The 18,375-nt window shown below is 59.9% G+C and carries 21 protein-coding genes; 6 read left to right on the top strand and 15 right to left on the bottom strand.

All coding sequences use genetic code 11. From position 1 onward, the window contains the following. Positions 1–57: 57 nt before the first annotated feature. The 5 genes from AC23D4_RS13705 to AC23D4_RS13685 form a co-directional block, all read right to left on the bottom strand. Positions 58–1,083 (bottom strand): AI-2E family transporter, encoded by a 1,026-nt coding sequence (locus AC23D4_RS13705; protein ID WP_472890471.1) that lies wholly within the window; start codon positions 1,081–1,083, stop codon positions 58–60. A gap of 238 nt (positions 1,084–1,321) precedes the next feature. Further along, positions 1,322–3,961: a bifunctional lysylphosphatidylglycerol flippase/synthetase MprF gene (mprF, locus tag AC23D4_RS13700; RefSeq protein ID WP_472890472.1), complete on the bottom strand. Its 2,640-nt coding sequence runs from the start codon at positions 3,959–3,961 to the stop codon at positions 1,322–1,324. Next, positions 3,958–4,542 carry a phosphatase PAP2 family protein gene (locus AC23D4_RS13695; RefSeq protein ID WP_472890473.1) on the bottom strand — a complete coding sequence of 195 codons (585 nt, stop codon included), beginning with the start codon at positions 4,540–4,542 and terminating at the stop codon, positions 3,958–3,960. Before AC23D4_RS13695 ends, mprF begins: the two co-directional genes overlap by 4 nt. Before the next feature lie 197 nt (positions 4,543–4,739). After that, positions 4,740–5,078 (bottom strand): PepSY domain-containing protein, encoded by a 339-nt coding sequence (locus AC23D4_RS13690; protein WP_472890474.1) that lies wholly within the window; start codon positions 5,076–5,078, stop codon positions 4,740–4,742. Between the two features lie 89 nt (positions 5,079–5,167). Further along, a complete protein-coding gene (locus AC23D4_RS13685; protein ID WP_472890475.1) occupies positions 5,168–5,506 on the bottom strand; it encodes a hypothetical protein in 339 nt (112 codons plus the stop codon). A 142-nt stretch (positions 5,507–5,648) separates the two neighbouring features. Between AC23D4_RS13685 and AC23D4_RS13680 the strand changes: the two genes are divergently transcribed. Together AC23D4_RS13680 and AC23D4_RS13675 are read left to right on the top strand one after the other, a co-directional pair. Continuing rightward, positions 5,649–6,347 carry a DUF1345 domain-containing protein gene (locus AC23D4_RS13680; protein WP_472890476.1) on the top strand — a complete coding sequence of 233 codons (699 nt, stop codon included), beginning with the start codon at positions 5,649–5,651 and terminating at the stop codon, positions 6,345–6,347. A 150-nt stretch (positions 6,348–6,497) separates the two neighbouring features. Then, positions 6,498–7,709: an MFS transporter gene (locus AC23D4_RS13675; protein WP_472890477.1), complete on the top strand. Its 1,212-nt coding sequence runs from the start codon at positions 6,498–6,500 to the stop codon at positions 7,707–7,709. A 14-nt stretch (positions 7,710–7,723) separates the two neighbouring features. Here AC23D4_RS13675 and AC23D4_RS13670 read toward each other — a convergent pair whose 3' ends face one another. The 6 genes from AC23D4_RS13670 to AC23D4_RS13645 form a co-directional block, all read right to left on the bottom strand. Next, complete coding sequence (locus AC23D4_RS13670; protein ID WP_472890478.1) at positions 7,724–9,055, bottom strand: ATP-binding protein; 1,332 nt, start codon at positions 9,053–9,055, stop codon at positions 7,724–7,726. A gap of 7 nt (positions 9,056–9,062) precedes the next feature. Further along, positions 9,063–9,722: a response regulator gene (locus AC23D4_RS13665; RefSeq protein WP_472890479.1), complete on the bottom strand. Its 660-nt coding sequence runs from the start codon at positions 9,720–9,722 to the stop codon at positions 9,063–9,065. Positions 9,723–9,833: 111 nt separating this feature from the next. Then, on the bottom strand, positions 9,834–10,235 hold the full coding sequence (locus AC23D4_RS13660) for a hypothetical protein (protein ID WP_472890480.1): 402 nt from the start codon (positions 10,233–10,235) through the stop codon (positions 9,834–9,836). A 50-nt stretch (positions 10,236–10,285) separates the two neighbouring features. Next, on the bottom strand, positions 10,286–10,624 hold the full coding sequence (locus AC23D4_RS13655) for a PepSY domain-containing protein (protein ID WP_472890481.1): 339 nt from the start codon (positions 10,622–10,624) through the stop codon (positions 10,286–10,288). Positions 10,625–10,935: 311 nt separating this feature from the next. After that, on the bottom strand, positions 10,936–12,261 hold the full coding sequence (locus AC23D4_RS13650; RefSeq protein ID WP_472890482.1) for an MFS transporter: 1,326 nt from the start codon (positions 12,259–12,261) through the stop codon (positions 10,936–10,938). 58 nt (positions 12,262–12,319) lie between these two features. Then, entirely contained in the window at positions 12,320–12,598 is a 279-nt protein-coding gene (locus AC23D4_RS13645; RefSeq protein WP_472890483.1) for a metal-sensing transcriptional repressor, read from the bottom strand. 128 nt (positions 12,599–12,726) lie between these two features. Between AC23D4_RS13645 and AC23D4_RS13640 the strand changes: the two genes are divergently transcribed. From AC23D4_RS13640 to AC23D4_RS13625, 4 genes are all read left to right on the top strand, one after another. Beyond that, positions 12,727–13,071 (top strand): hypothetical protein, encoded by a 345-nt coding sequence (locus AC23D4_RS13640; RefSeq protein WP_487623623.1) that lies wholly within the window; start codon positions 12,727–12,729, stop codon positions 13,069–13,071. Between the two features lie 110 nt (positions 13,072–13,181). Then, a complete protein-coding gene (locus tag AC23D4_RS13635) occupies positions 13,182–13,874 on the top strand; it encodes a HupE/UreJ family protein (protein WP_472890488.1) in 693 nt (230 codons plus the stop codon). A gap of 20 nt (positions 13,875–13,894) precedes the next feature. Then, positions 13,895–14,560 (top strand): transmembrane anchor protein, encoded by a 666-nt coding sequence (locus tag AC23D4_RS13630; protein WP_472890485.1) that lies wholly within the window; start codon positions 13,895–13,897, stop codon positions 14,558–14,560. A 197-nt stretch (positions 14,561–14,757) separates the two neighbouring features. Then, entirely contained in the window at positions 14,758–15,333 is a 576-nt protein-coding gene (locus AC23D4_RS13625; RefSeq protein ID WP_472890486.1) for a class I SAM-dependent methyltransferase, read from the top strand. 60 nt (positions 15,334–15,393) lie between these two features. On the opposite strand, the gene AC23D4_RS13620 is transcribed toward AC23D4_RS13625, so the two are convergent. The 4 genes from AC23D4_RS13620 to AC23D4_RS13605 all read right to left on the bottom strand — a co-directional run bounded on the left by AC23D4_RS13620 (position 15,394) and on the right by AC23D4_RS13605 (position 18,292). Further along, a complete protein-coding gene (locus AC23D4_RS13620; protein WP_472890487.1) occupies positions 15,394–16,350 on the bottom strand; it encodes a heavy metal sensor histidine kinase in 957 nt (318 codons plus the stop codon). A 23-nt stretch (positions 16,351–16,373) separates the two neighbouring features. Next, positions 16,374–17,139 (bottom strand): IS5 family transposase gene (locus tag AC23D4_RS13615; RefSeq protein WP_487623622.1). Its coding sequence is split into 2 segments (ribosomal slippage): positions 16,374–16,821 and positions 16,820–17,139, totalling 768 coding nucleotides; the frame shifts between segments, so codons are not numbered across the junction. Between the two features lie 41 nt (positions 17,140–17,180). Continuing rightward, positions 17,181–17,597, bottom strand: coding sequence for a hypothetical protein (locus tag AC23D4_RS13610; protein ID WP_472890572.1), 417 nt, complete (start codon positions 17,595–17,597; stop codon positions 17,181–17,183). A gap of 11 nt (positions 17,598–17,608) precedes the next feature. After that, the gene (locus tag AC23D4_RS13605) at positions 17,609–18,292 is read right to left on the bottom strand and encodes a heavy metal response regulator transcription factor (RefSeq protein WP_472890573.1); all 684 of its coding nucleotides are present in this window, start codon (positions 18,290–18,292) and stop codon (positions 17,609–17,611) included. Between the last annotated feature and the right edge of the window lie 83 nt (positions 18,293–18,375).

The following is an 18,375-nucleotide window of genomic DNA, read 5'->3' as shown; positions in this document are numbered from 1 at the left end:
TCTTCTTGTGGACGACCACACGCCCCCATCAGAAGTGCGATGCCCAGTTCAGCGTGCTCAGATCCAACCGCGTGAATACCAGACACTTTTCAGTTGTGCATAAATGATGGGAGCACTCACGAGTCCAGCGATACCGAAGAGAGCTTCGAGTACCAACATGGATGTCAACAGTTCCCAAGCCTGAGCACGGATTCTTTGGCCCACGATGTGCGCATTGAGAAAATACTCCAGCTTGTGAATGCCCACCAACCATCCCAGCGAGAGTGCCGCCACGCCCAGCGAGTGGGTAAGACTGACCCCAACGATCATGGTGTTGGAGACCAAATTGCCCAACACAGGCACCAAGCTGGCGACGAATGTCGCAACCACGAGCGTGCCGGCCAGCGGAATGGGCGTCCCCAACAGAGGCAGCACGCCCAACAGGTACACCCCGGTAAGCGCTGTGTTCACGGCAGCGATTCGAAATTGAGCGAACACCACGGCCGTGAAACTGGTGACGAGGCCATCAAACTGGTTGCTGACGGCCAAACTCATGGGAGGTTTGCGATCGACAGCGACTTCCCGTTCTGCCCGTTGAAGCGTGAGCAGCGCACCGATCACGATACCTGCGAGGGCGTACCCCAAGCCTCGAACGGTGTGCCCTCCCCAAAGTTGTACTTGTGCGGCGTGCGACGTGAGCCAACCCACAGCAGCGGTTCGCAGCGTCTCAAGCGAAGCCGGCACATGGCTGGCCAGCCACGGTGGCAACATCAGTCGCAACCGATCCAGCGCCGCAGCCATTTGTTGAAGAACCGCTGCATAGCCACCGCCCGAGGCCGTTGCCTCGGCTGCTTGCTCAACCATCAAAGACATCGTCAGCACGACCACAAACACAAACAAAATCAAACCCCACCCCTGCGAGTGGCGCAGCGCCGGCCAGATACGGCGGAGCATCGCAGATGTAGCGCGCGAACCGCCGAAGGTGAGCAGTGCGGCGAACAACGCAGGCGTCAGGTGCAGCGACAGGATAGGCACCCACAACAGCGCAACACCCACCACCGAAATGGCAGCTGTGCTCAGTTTGAAGTCGGTTGGTTGGATCATGGTTCGGTTTTCTCACTCATTTCATGCCAGGTGCGACCACATCTGACGGATGTATACGAATCGCCCGGGGCAGGTGTTCCCCAGAGCGGGAACGCCACTTGAGACGGTACCGCAACAAGCTCATCAACGTCGAGCCTCTCGCCCCACGGACTGCGCCGGTGCAAGGGCAAACAGGTTGCGTCAGCGAGGGCACAGCAAAGTGGACTTGGTCGCTCCTGTGCAGCCTCCTGGAGCGGCACTACGACGCGACGGAATCACTGGGCAAAGGGTCGCGCTGCGATTGATCAATACGTTCCGTGGACATCCGCTTGTTGACCAGCGCGGCGACATCGATCAAGGCGCCCGTCAGGCCGATACCCCCGGGCGCTGCGAGATACCTCGATCGCCACACCGGCCCAAACTTGTTCTTGTACGCGCGCAGACCTTGAAAGTTGTAGAACTGTTCTCCATTGCGAAACAGTGCCGTTCCCAGCCGATGCCACAGCGGCGCCAGGGGGCGTGAATCCAATCCGGCAAGCGGTGCCATCCCCAGGTTGAAGAATGCATACCCCTCATGAGCGCCCCACAGCATAAGCTCTGTGAACAGGAAATCCATGGTTCCATCAGGAGCGTCAGGCCGGTGTCGCATCAGGTCAATCGACAACTCCCCCTTGCCATCGGCGGTCCAGAGATTGGCAAATGCCACGATTTGGTCGCCATGCTTGACCACCCCAAAGCGGAAGTGGCGCAGATAGGGCTCGTCAAAACGGCCCAGCGAGAATCCTTTCTCATGTGCGCCCTTGCTGCGAAGCCATGAGTCAGACACCTCCCGAAACGCCTCCATCAAGTCCGCCACTCGAGCCCCCGACACAATCTCGAAACTCATCCCATCTCGTTGGGCGCGCCTGTGCGTGCGTCGAAGATTGGCACGATGAGGACCGTCAAGAGAAAACTGGCCCAGAGAAACCAGCGCCTCTTCACCCATTTTGATCGCGACCAGCCCGAGATCTGCATACATGCCCAATCGGGTGTCCCCCACTTGATAAAAAACCGGTCGTGCACCGTGTCGGTCTGTCATTTCCCGTATCCGCCACACGAGTCTCTCGGCCGCCTGCGGCGATCCGATCGGATCGCCCATCACGACCCAACTGCGGCCCTGAACCTGGTACATCAAAAACGCGTCTTCCTCATCATCGAAAAGAATGCGCTTGTCCCCAAGCAAGGCCAGCGCTGCGTCCGCCACAGGCCACGTATTGATGATTTCTGACACCTTCGCCAGATCGTTTGATGAGGGAACCTCGCGCTCAACAGGCTGGGGCCTCAAGAGCTGCCACAGTGCCATGGCCAGAGTCAGGCCTGCAACGAGCACGGCTGCTCTTAGATAGCGCGGCGCATCACCCCGCAATGCAAACTGCCACCACAGGTCGGCGGAGTAGTCCACATGCTTGTATGAGAACAGCCCAAGCACGATTGTTGCGGAAACAACCGCGGCAACAGCAAACCAATTCTCCGGCCCGAGAAGCCGCAAACCCATCCGAGCGGGCCGGTCGAAGACCGCTCGACTCGACCACAGAAGCACCCAAACCAGCGCCGCGATGATGGCTTCTTCAACGTCAACGCCCTTCAAAAGTGACACCAGTACCCCTGCCACCAGAAGCCAGCTAACGAGCTGGTGAGCCACTCGAATCCGGCGGTACAGCGCGTGCGCCAGAACAACCATGGCCAGCCCGATCAGGCTGCCGGCCAAATGAGAAACCTCAATCACTGGGAGCGGCACCAGCGTCAGGAGCAAGGACAGACGATCAAATTGGGCTGGAAGACTGCCCGACAACAGCAGCAGGGTCCCCGCCACAAACACCGCAACACTGACCACGGGTGGCGCGATCCAGTTGATCAATGGCTGGGTAAAGGCTTCCAGTTTTTTAAGTCCAGCGAAACTTCCTTTGAGAGACAAAGCGCCACCCAGCGCGCCGGCAAGGCCCAGCGGCACGAAGTAGTAAATCACTCGATAGGCAAGGATCGACGCCAACAGCTGTTCGTGCGCTATGGACGGCAGGCCCAGGATCATCACGGCCTCGAAAACACCCAAACCTGCTGGCACATGGCTCACGACCCCCAAGACGACCGCGAGCACGAACACCCCGAGAAAAACAGGCCATACTGGCGCCGTGTCGGGTAGCAGCACCCAAAGAGCGAGTGAAGCCGCGCCCAGATCAACCACCGCGAGCAGAATTTGTCCCAGTGCCAGCAGCGGTCCAGGCGTGTGAATGACCCAGCTCTTCCATTGCAGGGATCGTGCCCCTCGCAAGGCCAGTCCGAGGTATCCCGCGGGGATCAGCAGCAGCAACGCCCCCGCAGCGCGTCCCCAAGCCGTGTTGATCTGCAGCGTTGCCAGCATGGATGGCGGCTCCAGCAGCAGAGCAAGCCCACCGCAGAGGGCAACGCCAACACCAAACGTGGTGCCGACGATCCCAATGAGCACACCGACTTCACTGGCTGAAAGGCCCCAGTTGCTGTACAAGCGCATGCGCACCGCACCCGCGCTGACCAGTGCCACCCCCACGTTGTTTCCAATGGCGGTTGCCACGAACGAGGCCAGACACGTCCGCGTTGCGCTCAGGCGGTGTCCCAGTTGCCGCAAGGCAAGCGCGTCGTACCCCATCAAAGCCACATAGCTCAGCAGCGTTGCCAGTCCCGCCCAGATTACCGAAGAGAGCGGAACAGCCTGCCAAGCCTGCTGAACGTCCACCAAGCGCAACGCGCCCAGCTGTCGATGAATCGCCCAGAACATCCACGCCAGCAGGACCGCGCCCGCCAGCGCGACCAGCCACCGCCATGGGATTGGCGGCAGCCGTGCTGGAGGTTTACCTGCCGTAGAACTGGTGCTGACGCGGCTCACAATTTGGACGTGGGCGATAGGGTTGATTGCCGAAACACAGCCGAGCGCCGGTTGTCGACGCGCCTCACCATGTAGCTGCACCCCTGCACGATACCCCAGCCCACGGTGCCTCCCAACGCAAAACCGGCCAAGATATCGACCGGGAAATGAACCCCCGTTGCGACCCGGCTCCACCCGATTGCAAGGGCAGCGAAGGGCCCAAGCCAACGCAGCGATGACTTGGGGTTACCCCACCAAACAGCCGCAGCGAAGGCGGCAGCAACCGTGGCATGGGTGCTTGGAAATCCAGGCGTTGACGCGTGCGCCATCCACTGATGCCCAAGACCCAAAACAAATGGCCTCGAAGCGTCAATGACCGATGCCAGAAGGCGTGCGATCGGGAAGCTCAGCGCCATCGCGAGTGTGGCCTGAATGGCTGTGCTGCGCCAGCGAGGGCGCCCAATTGCAATGGCCGAAATCACAGATGACAGAAGAAAACCGGGCAGGACGGTGGATGTCAGTATCGCCAACTTGACAAGCCACGGTGATGCATTGGCGCTGAGATTCAAAAAATCGAACAGCTGAATGTTGACCGCGTTCATGGGGCGCTTTCGTGGGCAGTGAGGCTGGGGGCAGGCGTGATGGGCGTGTGGCATGTAGCCACAGCGACGGCGGGTTGTCGGGTGCCCGGTTCAGTTTGGGAGACGCGGGAAGCACTGCGTTCAGACGAACATTGAGCGCGTGCGTGAAGCGAAAACGCAACGCAAGGAGGGGCGCCAAGCGCCCCTCCTGTGTTCGATCAAGAGTCGTCTTTGTCGTTGCCCTGGTCGGCCTTGTCGAGCTGGCTGGACAGGACCTTGCCGTCGGCAGCGTCGACCTTGACGTCGAAGACCTTGGCATCAGCCGTGACGACCTCCACCTCGTAGTGCAAAGCGCCTCGCTCGCTCTCCAACTCGGCCTTTGCGGATTTTCCGGTGGCGTGTGCTTCAGCAGCCGTGATGGCCTGGCTCAGCGAGATCTTGGCTTTGGCCAGGTCGGCGACTGCGTCGTTTTCGTTGGCCTTTGCGAAGGCCAGCGTGCCAGCCGTGGCCAGGCCAGCAGCGAGCAAGAGCGCGGAGATTTTGGTGTTGCGGTTCATGGTGAGTTCCTTTTTGGGAGTTGTGTCAGGGCGGTATTGCCAACCGACGGATGAACTATCTCGCCCATGACTTAGGCCCCGCTTAGGAATCACCAGACACTGCAAATGAAGATCAACAAAGTGCGCTTGACATTGCAAAGCACGAATTTTCCCGAGTTCAGACCGCAACGCAGCACAGGCGATGCGCGTTCTGGATGGGCTTCGCGTGCCAACAGCTGGAGTTTGGGTGGTCGGTGCAATTGGCTTTGTCGACCCGTGCTCAACTCCACTTCAAGAGGCAAGATCGTTGCTGCGATGAGGTGGTGGCAGGCGGTCTTGTCCTGGCGGGCCAACTGCTGCGATGCGCTGATGGAGCGTTCCTTGGTCCGTACAATCGACGACAGCAGGTGGCGTGCTCCCCCAAATTGCGCGCCGTGCACCTCCTGCATGCGACCCGTTCGATGGCTGCGCAAGCCTCCGACCCAGATCCTGCGACGGGGGCGGATCTTGACAATCCAACGCCCCCAAGGCGACACAAGTCCGGCACTGCTGAACCTGCTCCTTTGTCGGCACCACAAACTGCATTGACGCATGGACCCAGTTGAACGCCACCCCTTGCACGTCTTGTACTGGACCGCGCGATTGACCGCTTTTCAGGGCCACGGTCTGGCTATCTTTGTCGGCATCGTTGGGGCGTTTGCCGCTGCACGATTGGTTCCCGTCGCTTCGGAGGTGCCATGGCTCGCAGGCTGGCTGGCTTACAACCTCACGTACTTGACCATTGCATGGCAGTTGATCGTCCGCCTGGACGCGCACTCCACGCGTCGCCGGGCACAGAGGTCCGATCCAGGTTCAGTGGCCTTGTTCACGCTGGTGGCTGCGGCGGCTTGTGCAAGCGTGGTTGCCGTGGCGCTTGCAGTGGACACGGGACGAGCCATGCAGGGCTTGGCGCGCTGGGGTTACCTTGCCATCGCCATGCTGTCGCTGGCAGCGTCCTGGTTGTTGCTGCAGACTGCTTTTGCGTTGCACTATGCACGCGTGTTTTATCAGCGAGGTCAGGATGGGGGTCAAACCGAAGGTGGGCTGAACTTTCCCGGAAGTATTGACCCCGATTACCTTGATTTTGTCTACTTCTCGGCAATTGTCGGCATGACTTCACAGGTTTCAGACGTCGCAGTGACCGGTCGACGCATGCGCAGACTGACGCTTTTGCATGGGCTGCTTTCCTTCGCGTTCAATTTGATCGTGCTCGCCATGGCCGTCAACGTTTTTGCGGGCAGCCTCGCTTGAGAATCATCCGAGAGCTTTCACAAAAAAAGTAGCGTCTATTGGACTGGTGTAGCTCGCCACAACCCACTACCGTTATGGTGAGTGGCCTGGTTGCTTCAGGGAAATTCCTTCGCAGTTCTCAGCGGGAACTCAGCCTAGCGGACATCTTCCATGCTCAAAGCAATTTTCAATCTGCCTCGAACAGTTTGGGTGATCGGACTCATCAGTCTGGTCAACGACAGCGCCAGCGAAATGCTGTACCCACTGGTGCCGCTCTATCTTGCGTCCGTGTTGATGGCAGGTCCGCGGGCACTGGGAATCATTGAAGGCATCGCAGAAGCAACAGCGAGTCTGCTCAAACTGTTCTCCGGCGTGGTCGTGGACCGGTCGCGACGGTCAAGGCCCTGGATCGTGTTCGGGTATGGTTTGGCCGGTATCGGTCGCCCTCTGATCGCCTTTGCAAGCAGTTGGCCTCTTCTGCTGGCCATCCGTTTTGCCGACAGGGTAGGCAAGGGCCTGCGAAGTTCGCCCAGAGATGCACTTCTGGCGGCCAGCGTTGGTCCCGATCAGCGTGGCTTGGCGTTCGGATTGCACCGAGCCATGGACAACGCAGGTGCCGTCATTGGCCCCCTTCTCGCCTTTGCATTGCTGGCTTCCCATGTTCCGCTTAAGAACATATTTTTGTGGTCCGCCATCCCGGCTGCCCTCTGTGTGGGATTGGCACTTGCCGTCCGAGAGCCAAAGGCGGCACCGCTCACGTCCAGGCCTGCGTTCGACTGGCGGCTGCGGGACATGCCTGCGTTGTTCAAACGTTACCTGTTCGTGGTGGCACTGTTCACCCTGGGCAATTCGTCCAACATGTTTTTGTTGCTGCGCGCCAGTGAACTGGGAGTCCCACAGGCTCAGATTCCACTGCTTTGGGCAGCTGTTTCCACCGTCGCGATGTTGTTCTCAACCCCACTGTCGGCTCTGTCAGACCGGCTGGGCCGAGTGAGGCTGTTGATCGTTGGCTACGTTGCCTATGCGGTCTTCTACTTTGCGATCGGTTTCCTCAACACCGGTGGATGGATGCTGTTTGCCTTGTTCGGTTTCTATGGCCTGTTCATGGCGGCGACAGAGGGGGTCGAGAAGGCGTTCGTGGCTGACCTGGCGCCCGCCCATCGCGCGGGCACGGCCTTCGGCTGGTTCAATTTGGTGACCGGCATCTTTCTGCTTCCGGCCTCAATCGTCTTTGGCTGGATCTACCAGTCCATCGCCCCGTGGGCGGCATTCCTCTTCTCGGGCAGTTGCGCATTGTCAGCAGCCATCCTGCTGGTTTTCGCCGTCAAGGACAAAGCACTGCTCTCAACGACCAGCAAGTCCTCGGAGCGTGATGCAACATAAACGCCGATCGCGTGTCAAAGCTCAAGTCGGAAGGCAATACAGACTTTCAGCCCTCCCAGCTTCTCTGATTCTGAGAGAGAGAGCGATGCTCCGTGAAACTCGACAATGCTCTTGACGATCGACAGACCCAGGCCACTTCCAGAAGCGCTGGCGCCCGCGATTCGGTAAAAACGATCCAGGACTCGCTCGCGCTCCGATAATGGAATTCCAGGGCCGCTGTCCTCAGTTCGGAGCTGCAGTTCGCTTGCCGTTCGCACTACCGCAACGTCCACCGTTCCTCCGTCTGGGGTGTATTTGATGGCATTGCTCAACACATTGCCGAGAAGAATGCCCAATGCATCCTTTGCGACGAGAATTGAGCCCTCGTCTGCGGTGGTGATGCCGATGTCGATGGAGCGCTCTCGGGCCAGCGCGGCAACATCTGCAACTGCCTGTTTTGTGAACTCAGACAACGGCAGGTACTCTCGGGGCATGCTGTTTACGATGCCTTCCTCGTGCCTTGCGAGCACCAGAAGCTGCTCCACCAGGCGCGTCGCCCGATCGATACCTGATGTCAATCGACCCATTGCAATGTCCCGGGTGCTGGTGTCTGCAGACCGCCTCAACCCCTCCAATTGCAGCTTGAGCGCCGCCAGCGGTGAGCGTAATTCGTGCGCGGCGTCCGCCACGAACCGCTGTTGTGCATCGAAAGCCTTGCGGACTCGCGCAAACAGCAGATTGAGCTCATGGACCAGCGGCCTGATCTCATCTGGAAGGGTCGCCTCTTCCAGCTTTTCCAACTCATCGGCCTGGCGCAATGCAACCTGTCTGCTCGCGAGCAGGACTGGCTTCAACGACGCGCCCACAACCACCCAAACTAGCAGCATGAGCATGGGCGCAATCAACACAATCGGAACAACAGTGCGCAGCGCAAGCTTGCGGGCCATCTCCAGGCGTGCGTCCAGATCTTGTGCAACCTGCACGTTGATCACACCCACCTTCGTGGCAAATACCCGGTATCTCCCATCGTCCAACGTGACTTCAGCAAATCCCGATACCCCAAGCTGCGGCAGCATGCTTTGATGAGTCCGGTAGACGCTGATTCCATCTGCAGTCCACGCCTGAACGACAAAATCGAAGCCTTCCTCATCGTGTTGAACCTGCGCTCCCGGGCTGCCGCCCTTCAATGTGATCCCACTGCCCAGCATGATCGCCATCTGTTGCATGTGGTAGTCGAAGATTTCGTCAGCCTCCGACCTGGCGGTCTGATAGGCGATCAACGCCTGTGCAAGTGCAGTCAGCACGATCGCGGCCGACAAGAGAATCAGCAGGCGTGTTCGCAAAGAGTTGGAGATCTTCAGCGGCATTTGAAACTCACTCCTTGGGCACCATGTATCCGACGCCTCTCACGTTCTGGATCAACTCTGCGCCGAGCTTTTTTCGCAGCCCATGGATGTACACCTCCACAGCGTTGCTGCTGATCTCGTCCTTCCAGCCGTAGAGCTTTTCTTCAAGCTGTGTGCGTGAGAGCACCATGCCCGGTCTGGCCAACAATGGCTCGAGTACCGCCCATTCACGGGCGGAAAGCACGACGGGCACCCCATTTGACGTCACCTCCCGTGAAGCGGGATTGATACAGACACCTTTGTGCTCGTAGACAGGCTCGGCACGACCAGAAGCGCGCCGCAGTAGGGCCCGGATTCGAGCCAACAGTTCATCGAGTTCAAAGGGCTTCAACACGTAATCATCTGCTCCCGCATCAAGCCCTTCGATTCGCTGAAAAAGCGAATCGCGTGCAGTTGCAATCAGAACGGGGGTGCGATCCTTGCGAGCGCGCAGCGCTCGAAGCACAGACAACCCATCAAGGAGCGGCAGTCCCAGGTCGAGCACGATCAGATCGTAGGTCTGCGTTCGCAAGGCCGTGGATGCCATGTCGCCATCCTTCACCCAATCAACCGCGTAGTGTTCAGAGCGCAGGAGATCAAGCACCACCTCGCCGATCATCTTGTCGTCTTCAACCAATAGAAGTCTCACTTGAAGTCTCCATACAAACCGCAAACATGACGGGGGGCCCGCCGTCCTCCACGTTGACACGATGCCTACGTAAGAACACGCCCGTTTGCATGAATCCCCCAGCAGGCACGCTCAAATGTTTTGTGGATCAAATTGATTTGATTCCTGGGGCAGGCTTTCACGCACGAATTCTTCGATTGCCTGCTTGACAAAGAGGCTGTCCAGCTCGTGAACACGCAACGGTCGCTCCTCATCGACAGACTCACTGAACACGCCATTCAGGTGGGGAGAACTTCGAGCGGTAGGCGCAGTAGCCACATCAAAACCACCATCCGTGCCAATGCCAGGGAGACGTCGCTGCTCTATGACCATCTCGAGCACGAGGCACCGCTGCAGCAGCAAATACACAATATCCTCGCGGGTCTTCTGAAGCGCAGACGCCAGTATCGCAGCCTCATCGTCCCGAGGACCTACCGGCACTTGAATGAGGCGCCGGATGAGGCGCCCCAAAAGATATCGTTCACTGTTGTTCATGATCGTTCCTTACGGAACGGGGAGTGGGTTTCCCCTCTCCCCGTGTTCGATCAAGAGTCGTCTTTGTCGTTGCCCTGGTCTGTCTTATCGAGCTGGCTGGACAGGACCTTGCCGTCGGCTGCGTCGACCTTGACGTCGAACACCTTGGCGTCGGCCGTGACGACCTCCACCTCGTAGTGCAAAGCGCCTCGCTCGCTCTCCAGTTCGGCCTTCGCGGCTTTGCCGGTGGCATGTGCTTCAGCCGCCGTGATGGCTTGGCTCAGCGAGATCTTGGCCTTGGCCAGGTCGGTCACTGCGTCGTTCTCATTGGCCTTTGCAAAAGCCAGTGAGCCAGCCGTGGCCAGGCCAGCAGCGAGCAAGAGCGCAGAGATTTTGGTGTTGCGGTTCATGGTGAGTTCCTTTTTGGGAGTTGTGTCAGGGCGGTATTGCCAACTGACAGCTGCACTATCTCGCCCATGACTTAGGCCTCGCTTAGGCGTCCCACTGGAGCCCCTGCTTGTCGCGCGATGATCACTCAAACACGGAAGCAACACCGTGAACTGGTTCCCAGGTGGCCACTAGATGTCCTCACCCAGATGAAAAAAAAGTGGCTATAGATCTTTGCCCAAACAAGTTGTGTCCAAGACGCTCAGCACTTGGCCCTGACCTGCAGACGCATGAGCACATAGAGGCTGCCGTCTTCAGTGCAAGGACCTGGACGTTAACGGCCAACACTGGGCCAATGGGGGTGCTGGTCATCCACCACAAAGGCGTGTGCATGACGAACTCCATCACCACGATCCACGTCAGCATTCGTGTGTGCGTGACCGACGGGCAAGTCCGGATGTTCATGCTCAACCACGTCCGGATCTTGTGAATGCCAGACCCGCGAAGCCAACCAGGCAGACAGAGCGCCCGCGGCACCGAGAACCGCAAAACTTGTCGGCATGCCAAAACGCGCGCCCAGCCAGCCGGCCAAGGGGTAAAACAGCAACCAGCACGCATGCGAGAGCGCGAACTGCGCGGCAAAAAGTGCTGGCCTATCCTCTGGGTGGGCGGAGCGCCGCAACAAGCGTCCCGAAGGTGTCTGCGCGGTGGAGTAGCCAATGCCGAGCAGGAACCACAGGACCATCAACCCGGTGTGCCCAACCACGAACGTTCCAGCAAAAAGGCCCACGATCATGACACTGATGCCGCCAAGCATGGCCGTGCGATCGGTCAGTTTTTCCAACATGCCTGGCAAGGCCAAAGCTGCCAGCATGGAGCCTGCGCCAAAACTGGCCAGCGCCAAAGCCACCGCGCTCTGGGTCAGGCCCAACCCTGCCTGCACGATCACCACCGTGTTGACAAACACCATGGATCCCGCCGCCGCCACAGCTGCGCTTATGGCCAGAAGTCCCCGCAGCCGAGGCGTGGCCAGGTAGATGCGCAGCCCGCGCGTGGTGCGCTCGTAAATGCCACGGCGCTGCGGCGCCGGATGGGCTGGCAACTCCACTGAGACCACCAGCGCCGCCGAGACTAGGAAGCCCACCACCGTGCCGGCGAACAGATCGTGAAAGCCGATGACGGTGAGCAAGGCGGCCGCCAGCATGGGGCTGACCAGACTCTCCATGTCGTAGGCCAGACGGGAGAGCGACAGGGCCTTGGTGTAGTCCTTTTCATCGGGCAACACGTCCGGAATGGTCGCCTGAAAGGTGGGGGTGAAAGCGGCCGACGCCGCCTGCAGCACAAAGATCAGCAGGTACACCTGCCAGATCTGGGAGACAAACGGCAGCAGCAGCGCCACGGCCGCGCGCACCAGATCCAGCGTGACCAGCATGGTGCGCCGGGGCAGACGATCGGCAAAGGCTGCTGCCACCGGCGCCACGCCCACGTACGCGACCATCTTGATGGCCAGTGCTGTGCCCAGCACCATGCCCGCGTTGTCTCCGGCAAGCTCAAAGGCCAACAGTCCCAGCGCCACCGTGGCCAGCCCGGTCCCGATCAGGGCAATCACCTGCGCGGCAAACAGATGGCGGTAGGTGCGATGGGACAAAACGTTGAGCATGTGTCGATCTCGCGTGGTGCGGGGTGATCAAAGAATCGGTTCAGGCACTGCGCACAACTCAGAGGTAACGGGTGATTTCCCTGAATTCGTCCATCGAGTGGCGCTGACCCGCGCCGAGGGGTCCGACCAAGTGCTCCAGGCAGTGATCCAGGTGGTCCTGGATCAGGGCCTTCTTGGCTTGCTGGATCGCTTTCTCCACCGCTTGCAGCTGCTGCGCCACATCAAGACAGGTGCGCCCCTGCTCCAGCATGTCTATCGTGCTGCTCAGGTGTCCATTGGCCCTGCGCAGGCGCTTGATGATGGCCGGGTGGGAGGTATGTGTGTGCGGTTGTTTCATGGTGGTCGTATCCCCTCGGGGAGGTTACTATAATTCACCGGTCTCCAATACCATCCCCACTCGATTCCATGACCTTTCGTACTCCGTCTTCTTTGCTGCCCTCCCGGGCGATGCGAGGCATGGGGTGGATGGTGCTGATCGTCATCGTGGTCGGCACGATCATCTCCTCGATCGGTCTGACAAGCTCCCATGGGCTGGCAGCGATTTCAGCGGGACACCCTTCAGCATCACAGCCTGCTGACGAGTCACACGGGCATTCGCATGGCGACCAGGACGAAGAGGTTGCAGCAGTGGACGGCCTTTTGGGCGGCGACCATGCGCACCACGCGGTAGACCACTCGCACGACAAGGCCCATGCTTTGCCCGCGGGTTGGCAGGCTGCGGCCACCCAGACGCCAGGCTGGTGCGGTCAGGTTCGGCCGTGGGTTGAAATGGTGCAAGCGTCCCGGCTGGACCGTCCTCCGATGGCCTGAGGCCACTCTTGCTCTCGCGCTGCCCTTCGCAGTGCTCCCATTTCTTTCAGACCATTGGAGTCTTCATGCACAGCCTTCTTCAAGACAGGCTGCCACGTTCGCCATGGGCGATGCGGCAGTCACGTCTCTTGCTTCCTTCAATCTTCCTCCTCTGTTTGCTCCTCGGGACCTCCGATGTCTGGGCCCATGCGGTGACCGCTGGTGACAAGGGCTACATCCAGGAAATTTCGGGCGTCAACCTGCTGCCCTTCATGTACCTGGGTGCGAAGCACATGATGACCGGCTACGACCATTTGCTGTTCCTTTTCGGGGTGATCTTCTTCCTGTACCGGCTCTCGCATATCGGACTCTATGTGAGCCTCTTCGCGCTGGGTCACTCCACCACCATGATCCTGGGCGTGTATTTCAACGTCGGGATCAACAGCTACCTGATCGACGCAATCATCGGTTTGTCGGTGGTCTACAAGGCGCTGGACAACATCGGCGCCTTCCAGCGTTGGCTCGGGTTCCAGCCCAACACCAAGGTCGCAACGCTGGTGTTTGGCCTGTTCCACGGTTTCGGGCTGGCCACCAAGATCATTGAGTACGAGATCTCGCCCGACGGCTTGGTGCCCAACCTGCTCGCCTTCAACGTGGGCGTGGAAATCGGTCAACTGCTGGCGCTCACCGTCATCCTGATCGGCATGAGCTACTGGCGCCGTACGCCCAGTTTTGTCCGCAACGCCTACACAGCCAACGTCGCCATGATGAGCGCGGGCTTCATTCTGGTGGGCATGCAGCTCACCGGTTACTTCGTATCGTGAACACCCAAGGAATACCAACCATGTACAACGCTGAAACGCCTTTGCGCGCTGAACTGCCTTCTTCCTCGAAGCTGCTGCGCTCCACGCTTCTGGCCGCCGTCTCCGCCATCGTGATTCTGGTGGCCATCGTGCTGCCTGCCGAGTACGGCGTGGACCCCACCGGTGTGGGCCGCGTGCTGCGCATGACCGAGATGGGTGAAATCAAGCAACAGCTGGCAGCAGAAGCCGCTGCGGATGCAAGTGCCGCTCCTGCTGGCAGTCCTGCTTCAACGGTTGCAGCCGTCCCGGCGAACGCCGGTGCTGCAGTCTCCGCAACGCCCAGTGCACCCGAAGTGATTCCGCAGACTGCGGCAATCCCCGCAGCCCAGTCGAACTGGCGCGACGAATTGACGTTCACTCTGACCCCGGGCGAAGGCAAAGAAATCAAATTGCGCATGGCTGAGGGGGAAAAGGCCGAATTCCAGTGGATCGTCAATGGTGGTTCGGTCAACTACGACACGCACGGCGACGGCGGTGGGCGCTCCATCAGCTACGAAAAAGGCCGCAGCGTGCCAGCCGACGATGGTGATTTGGTGGCAGCGTTCACCGGCAACCATGGCTGGTACTGGCGCAACCGGGGTTCATCGGATGTGAAGGTCGTGCTCCGGACACGCGGCCAATACACCGACATCAAGCAGGTTCAGTGACCTGATGCGGGGGGGCTGCGCCGCCAGGGCAGTTCCCTTGCAAGCGGGCCACTTGCAGAACCTCGCGAATCTTCGCGAAATGGCGCCCTTGTTCAAGACGCCCTGCAAGTGGCTCATCAGAATGCCGGCACTCACCCGCTGCACCAAACAATGCAGGGGTAGTGAGGGTGATTGATGTCCCCAGGAAGGATTCATTCGTGTCTTTGTCCACCGACCAAAGTGTCTTCCTCAAGAGCTGGCTGAAACGTCCCATGAGGACCGGCGCAGTCGCGCCCTCCAGCAACGCATTGGCGCGTCTCATCACGCGCGATATCTTGCCTGGCGCAGGACCCGTGATCGAACTGGGCCCAGGAACCGGGGCCTTCACACGGTGCATCCTTGCCAAGGGAGTACCCCAGTGTGATCTCACGCTGGTGGAGAACAGCCCGGACTTCACGGCGCTGCTGCGCCAGCGCTTTCCCGAGGCTCGCCTGCTGGACATGGATGTGACACGCATGCGGCGGTGGCACGACCCATGGCGGTCGATGCAGGCGCAGGCCGTGATTTCCGGCTTGCCACTGCTGACCATGGGTGTGCGCGCACAGTGGAACGTGGTCGGCGCCTGCATGCAAAGCTTGCAAGCTGGGGCAGCGCTGTACCAGTTCACCTACATGACCCGATGCCCGATTGCACCCGAGATACTGATCCGAATGAACCTGAGGGCAGAACGCATCGGAAGCTCGCTTCTCAACTTGCCACCCGCCTCGGTGTATCGAATCGCGCTGAACACTTGACCTGAGAACTGGCCCGGGAAACACCTACCCCGAAGTGCTGCAGCGCTGCAGCCAGGAAGCTCACGGCTGAGACGCGAAGTGCAAACAAAACTGCGTCCCTCCTGCCACCGAGGTGACCGCAACGCTGCCGCCATGAGCGAGCATGATGGCTTTGGTGATGGCCAGACCCAAGCCCGCGCCATCGGACGACGGGTGCGCGCGCGCCTTGTCCACGCGATAAAACCGGTCAAACAGGCGCGGCAGGTCTGCCGCATCGATCGGATCGCCCGTGTTGGTGACACACAAGCTGGTGCCATTCGTCTGAGGCTCGACAGTCAGCGCAACATCGGTACGAGGGTGCGCGTGCCGCAGTGCGTTGGACAGCAAATTGCTGATGGCCCGCCGAATCATCAAGCGATCACCCACCACGGTGCCCGCCCCCGCCACCCGAAAACGAAGCTCTTTGTCTTCAGCCACCGCATCGTAGAAATCCAGAAGACTCCTCACCTCGTCTTCCAGCGCGACATCTTCGCGATTCGGGAGCTGAATGCCGTGGTCCGTCTTAGCCAGAAACAGCATGTCGGACACCATGCGCGCCAGGCGCTGGAACTCCTCGGCGTTGGAGGCGAGGATGTCGCGGTAGGTGTCTGGATCACGGTGCTGCGACAGCGACACCTGGGTCTGTGTCAGCAGGTTGCTGATGGGGGTGCGCAGTTCGTGGGCGATGTCGCTGGAGAACTCCATGAGCTTCGCAAAATCCTGCTGCAGCCGCTCCAGCATGGTGTTGAGGCTGTTGGCCAGCTCGGCCATCTCCACGGGCACGGCGTCGATCGGCATGCGCTCGTCGAGCTTGTGGGCCGTGACCTTGAGCGCGCGTTCTCTCATGGTCCGAAGCGGGGCCAGACCGCTGCGGGCTGCCCACCACCCCAGAAGGCCGCTGAGCAGGGTGGCCAAGACGACATAGATCGCCAACTGCTGGCGCAGCATCTGCGTGAAATGGGTGTGGTGTTGCGTGTCCAGCGCAAGCGTCAGGCGCAAACTCTGACCTGAGTTAGGGCCTGTTAACACAAACCACGAAGGCCGTCGGCCACCAGAACGAAGCTGAGAAAGCCCAGGAACATCGAATCGAGCTTTTCGAACCGCGAGAAGATGCGACGGTAACCCTTCAAGCGCCGAAACAGTCTCTCGACCTCGTTGCGGCGCTTGTACATCGCCCGGTCGTATTCCCAAGGCTCGATCCGGGTCCTCAGCGGAGGCACGACCGGGATAAATCCCAGATCAAGGGCAAGCTGGCGAGTCTCGTTGCCTTCATAGGCGCGATCCATGAGCAAGTGAATTGGACGGCTCGCAGGCCCCAGGCTTTGCAGCAGGCGTCTGCCCTCGGGCGCATCGTGGGCCTGTCCAGGCGACAGGCAGAACGTCACGGCCGTTCGAGCATCCGCGGCAACCATATGAATCTTGGTGTTCCATCCGCCTCGGGACTTGCCAATGGCCTGTGGGCCGTTTTTTTAGAGCACCTGTTCCATCGGGGTGCACCTTGATGCTCGTGGAGTCCAGCGAAACCGCCTCGATCTTCACGCGCACCAGCTGCTCGCGCTGCAGCTCCTCGAACATTTTGTCCAGCACACCCGCCTTGGTCCAGCGCCGCATGCGCGTGTAGATCGTGTGCCAGTTACCGAACCGCTTGGGCAGTCCGCGCCACTTGCAGCCGTGTTCGGCAACATACAACATGGCGTTGACCACCTGCAGATTGCTCAGGCTGACGTTGCCGCGCTGCACGGGCAAGCAGTGTTCGATGCGTTTGAATTGCTCGGGTGTGATCTCCATGCCTGCAGTTTCACATCCGGTGACTTCCGTCGCAATTAGTGTTAACACGCCCTAGTCAATCCGCCGGGCATCTGCGCCGTGAGGAGCTCTGTGCTCATGCCTCGCAGTTGACGCTCACCATCGGTCCAATCAATGGGCTGATCTGAGGCGCTTTGCGCAGCGAGTTTGGCTGGAAACGTGACGTTGCCTGTTCCAAAAACCAGCTCTTCACCGCGCGTGAGCGAGATAAACAGGCCTTGATGGCTGTCGAGCAACTCTTCCAGCTTGGCAGAAAGCTCGGTTGAGTCGGGCGTCTCATCCACGATCTTCTGGATGAGCTGCACCTTGTCCAAAAGGTAGTCGCGGTCAAGGTCGATGAAGTGCATATGGGTGGACCACGCCACCAGGACACCCAGGCCCAGCAGTACCGCAGCCGATACCAGGGTGTACAGAAAAGTGAGTCGTGCGGTGAGGGTCATGCGCCGGATCATCAGGAGTGCTCCGGCACTTCCAGCACGTAACCCATGCCTCGCACGGTCTGCAACAGGCGGCATTCAAACCCGTCATCCACCTTGACGCGCAGCCGTCGCATGGCCACCTCAATGACGTTGGTGTCGCTGTCGAAGTTGACGTCCCAAACCTGGGAGGCGATCAGCGAGCGGGGCAACACCTCTCCCTTGCGGCGCATCAGCAATTCCAGCAAACCGAACTCCTTGGCGGTCAGGTCGATGCGCTTGCCCGCGCGGGTGACCCGGCGGCGCAGCAGGTCCAGCTCCAGATCCGCGACCTGCAGGGTGGTGGGCTCCATACCCGAGCGCCCACGGCGCAAGATGGTGCGCACCCTGGCCAACAACTCGGAGAACGAAAACGGCTTGACCAGATAGTCGTCCGCTCCGAGCTCCAGACCCTTGACGCGGTCGTCCACATGATCTTTGGCGGTCAGGAAGAGCACCGGCATCTCTCGACCTTGGGCACGCAGACCTCTGAGCACCTGCCAGCCGTCCATGCCAGGCAGCATGACGTCCAGAATGATGAGGTCGTGGTCGCCCTCCAGCGCCTGGTGCAATCCGTCCACACCGTTGTTGAGCAGCTCAACCGCGTAGCCCGCCTCGCGCAGCCCCATGGACAGGTACTCACCCGTTTTGCGTTCGTCTTCAACAATCAAGATTTTCACGTTCACTCCTGTAGCGATTTTCACTGCCAGCGGCCCCGCGCAACCGAACCTGACAACTTTGTAATGAAACCGACAGGTTCGTG

It is taken from the genome of Hydrogenophaga sp. L76, assembly GCF_057654755.1.
Note: the sequence above shows the minus strand (reverse complement) of the source record. Positions and strands in the feature narration are given on the sequence as shown.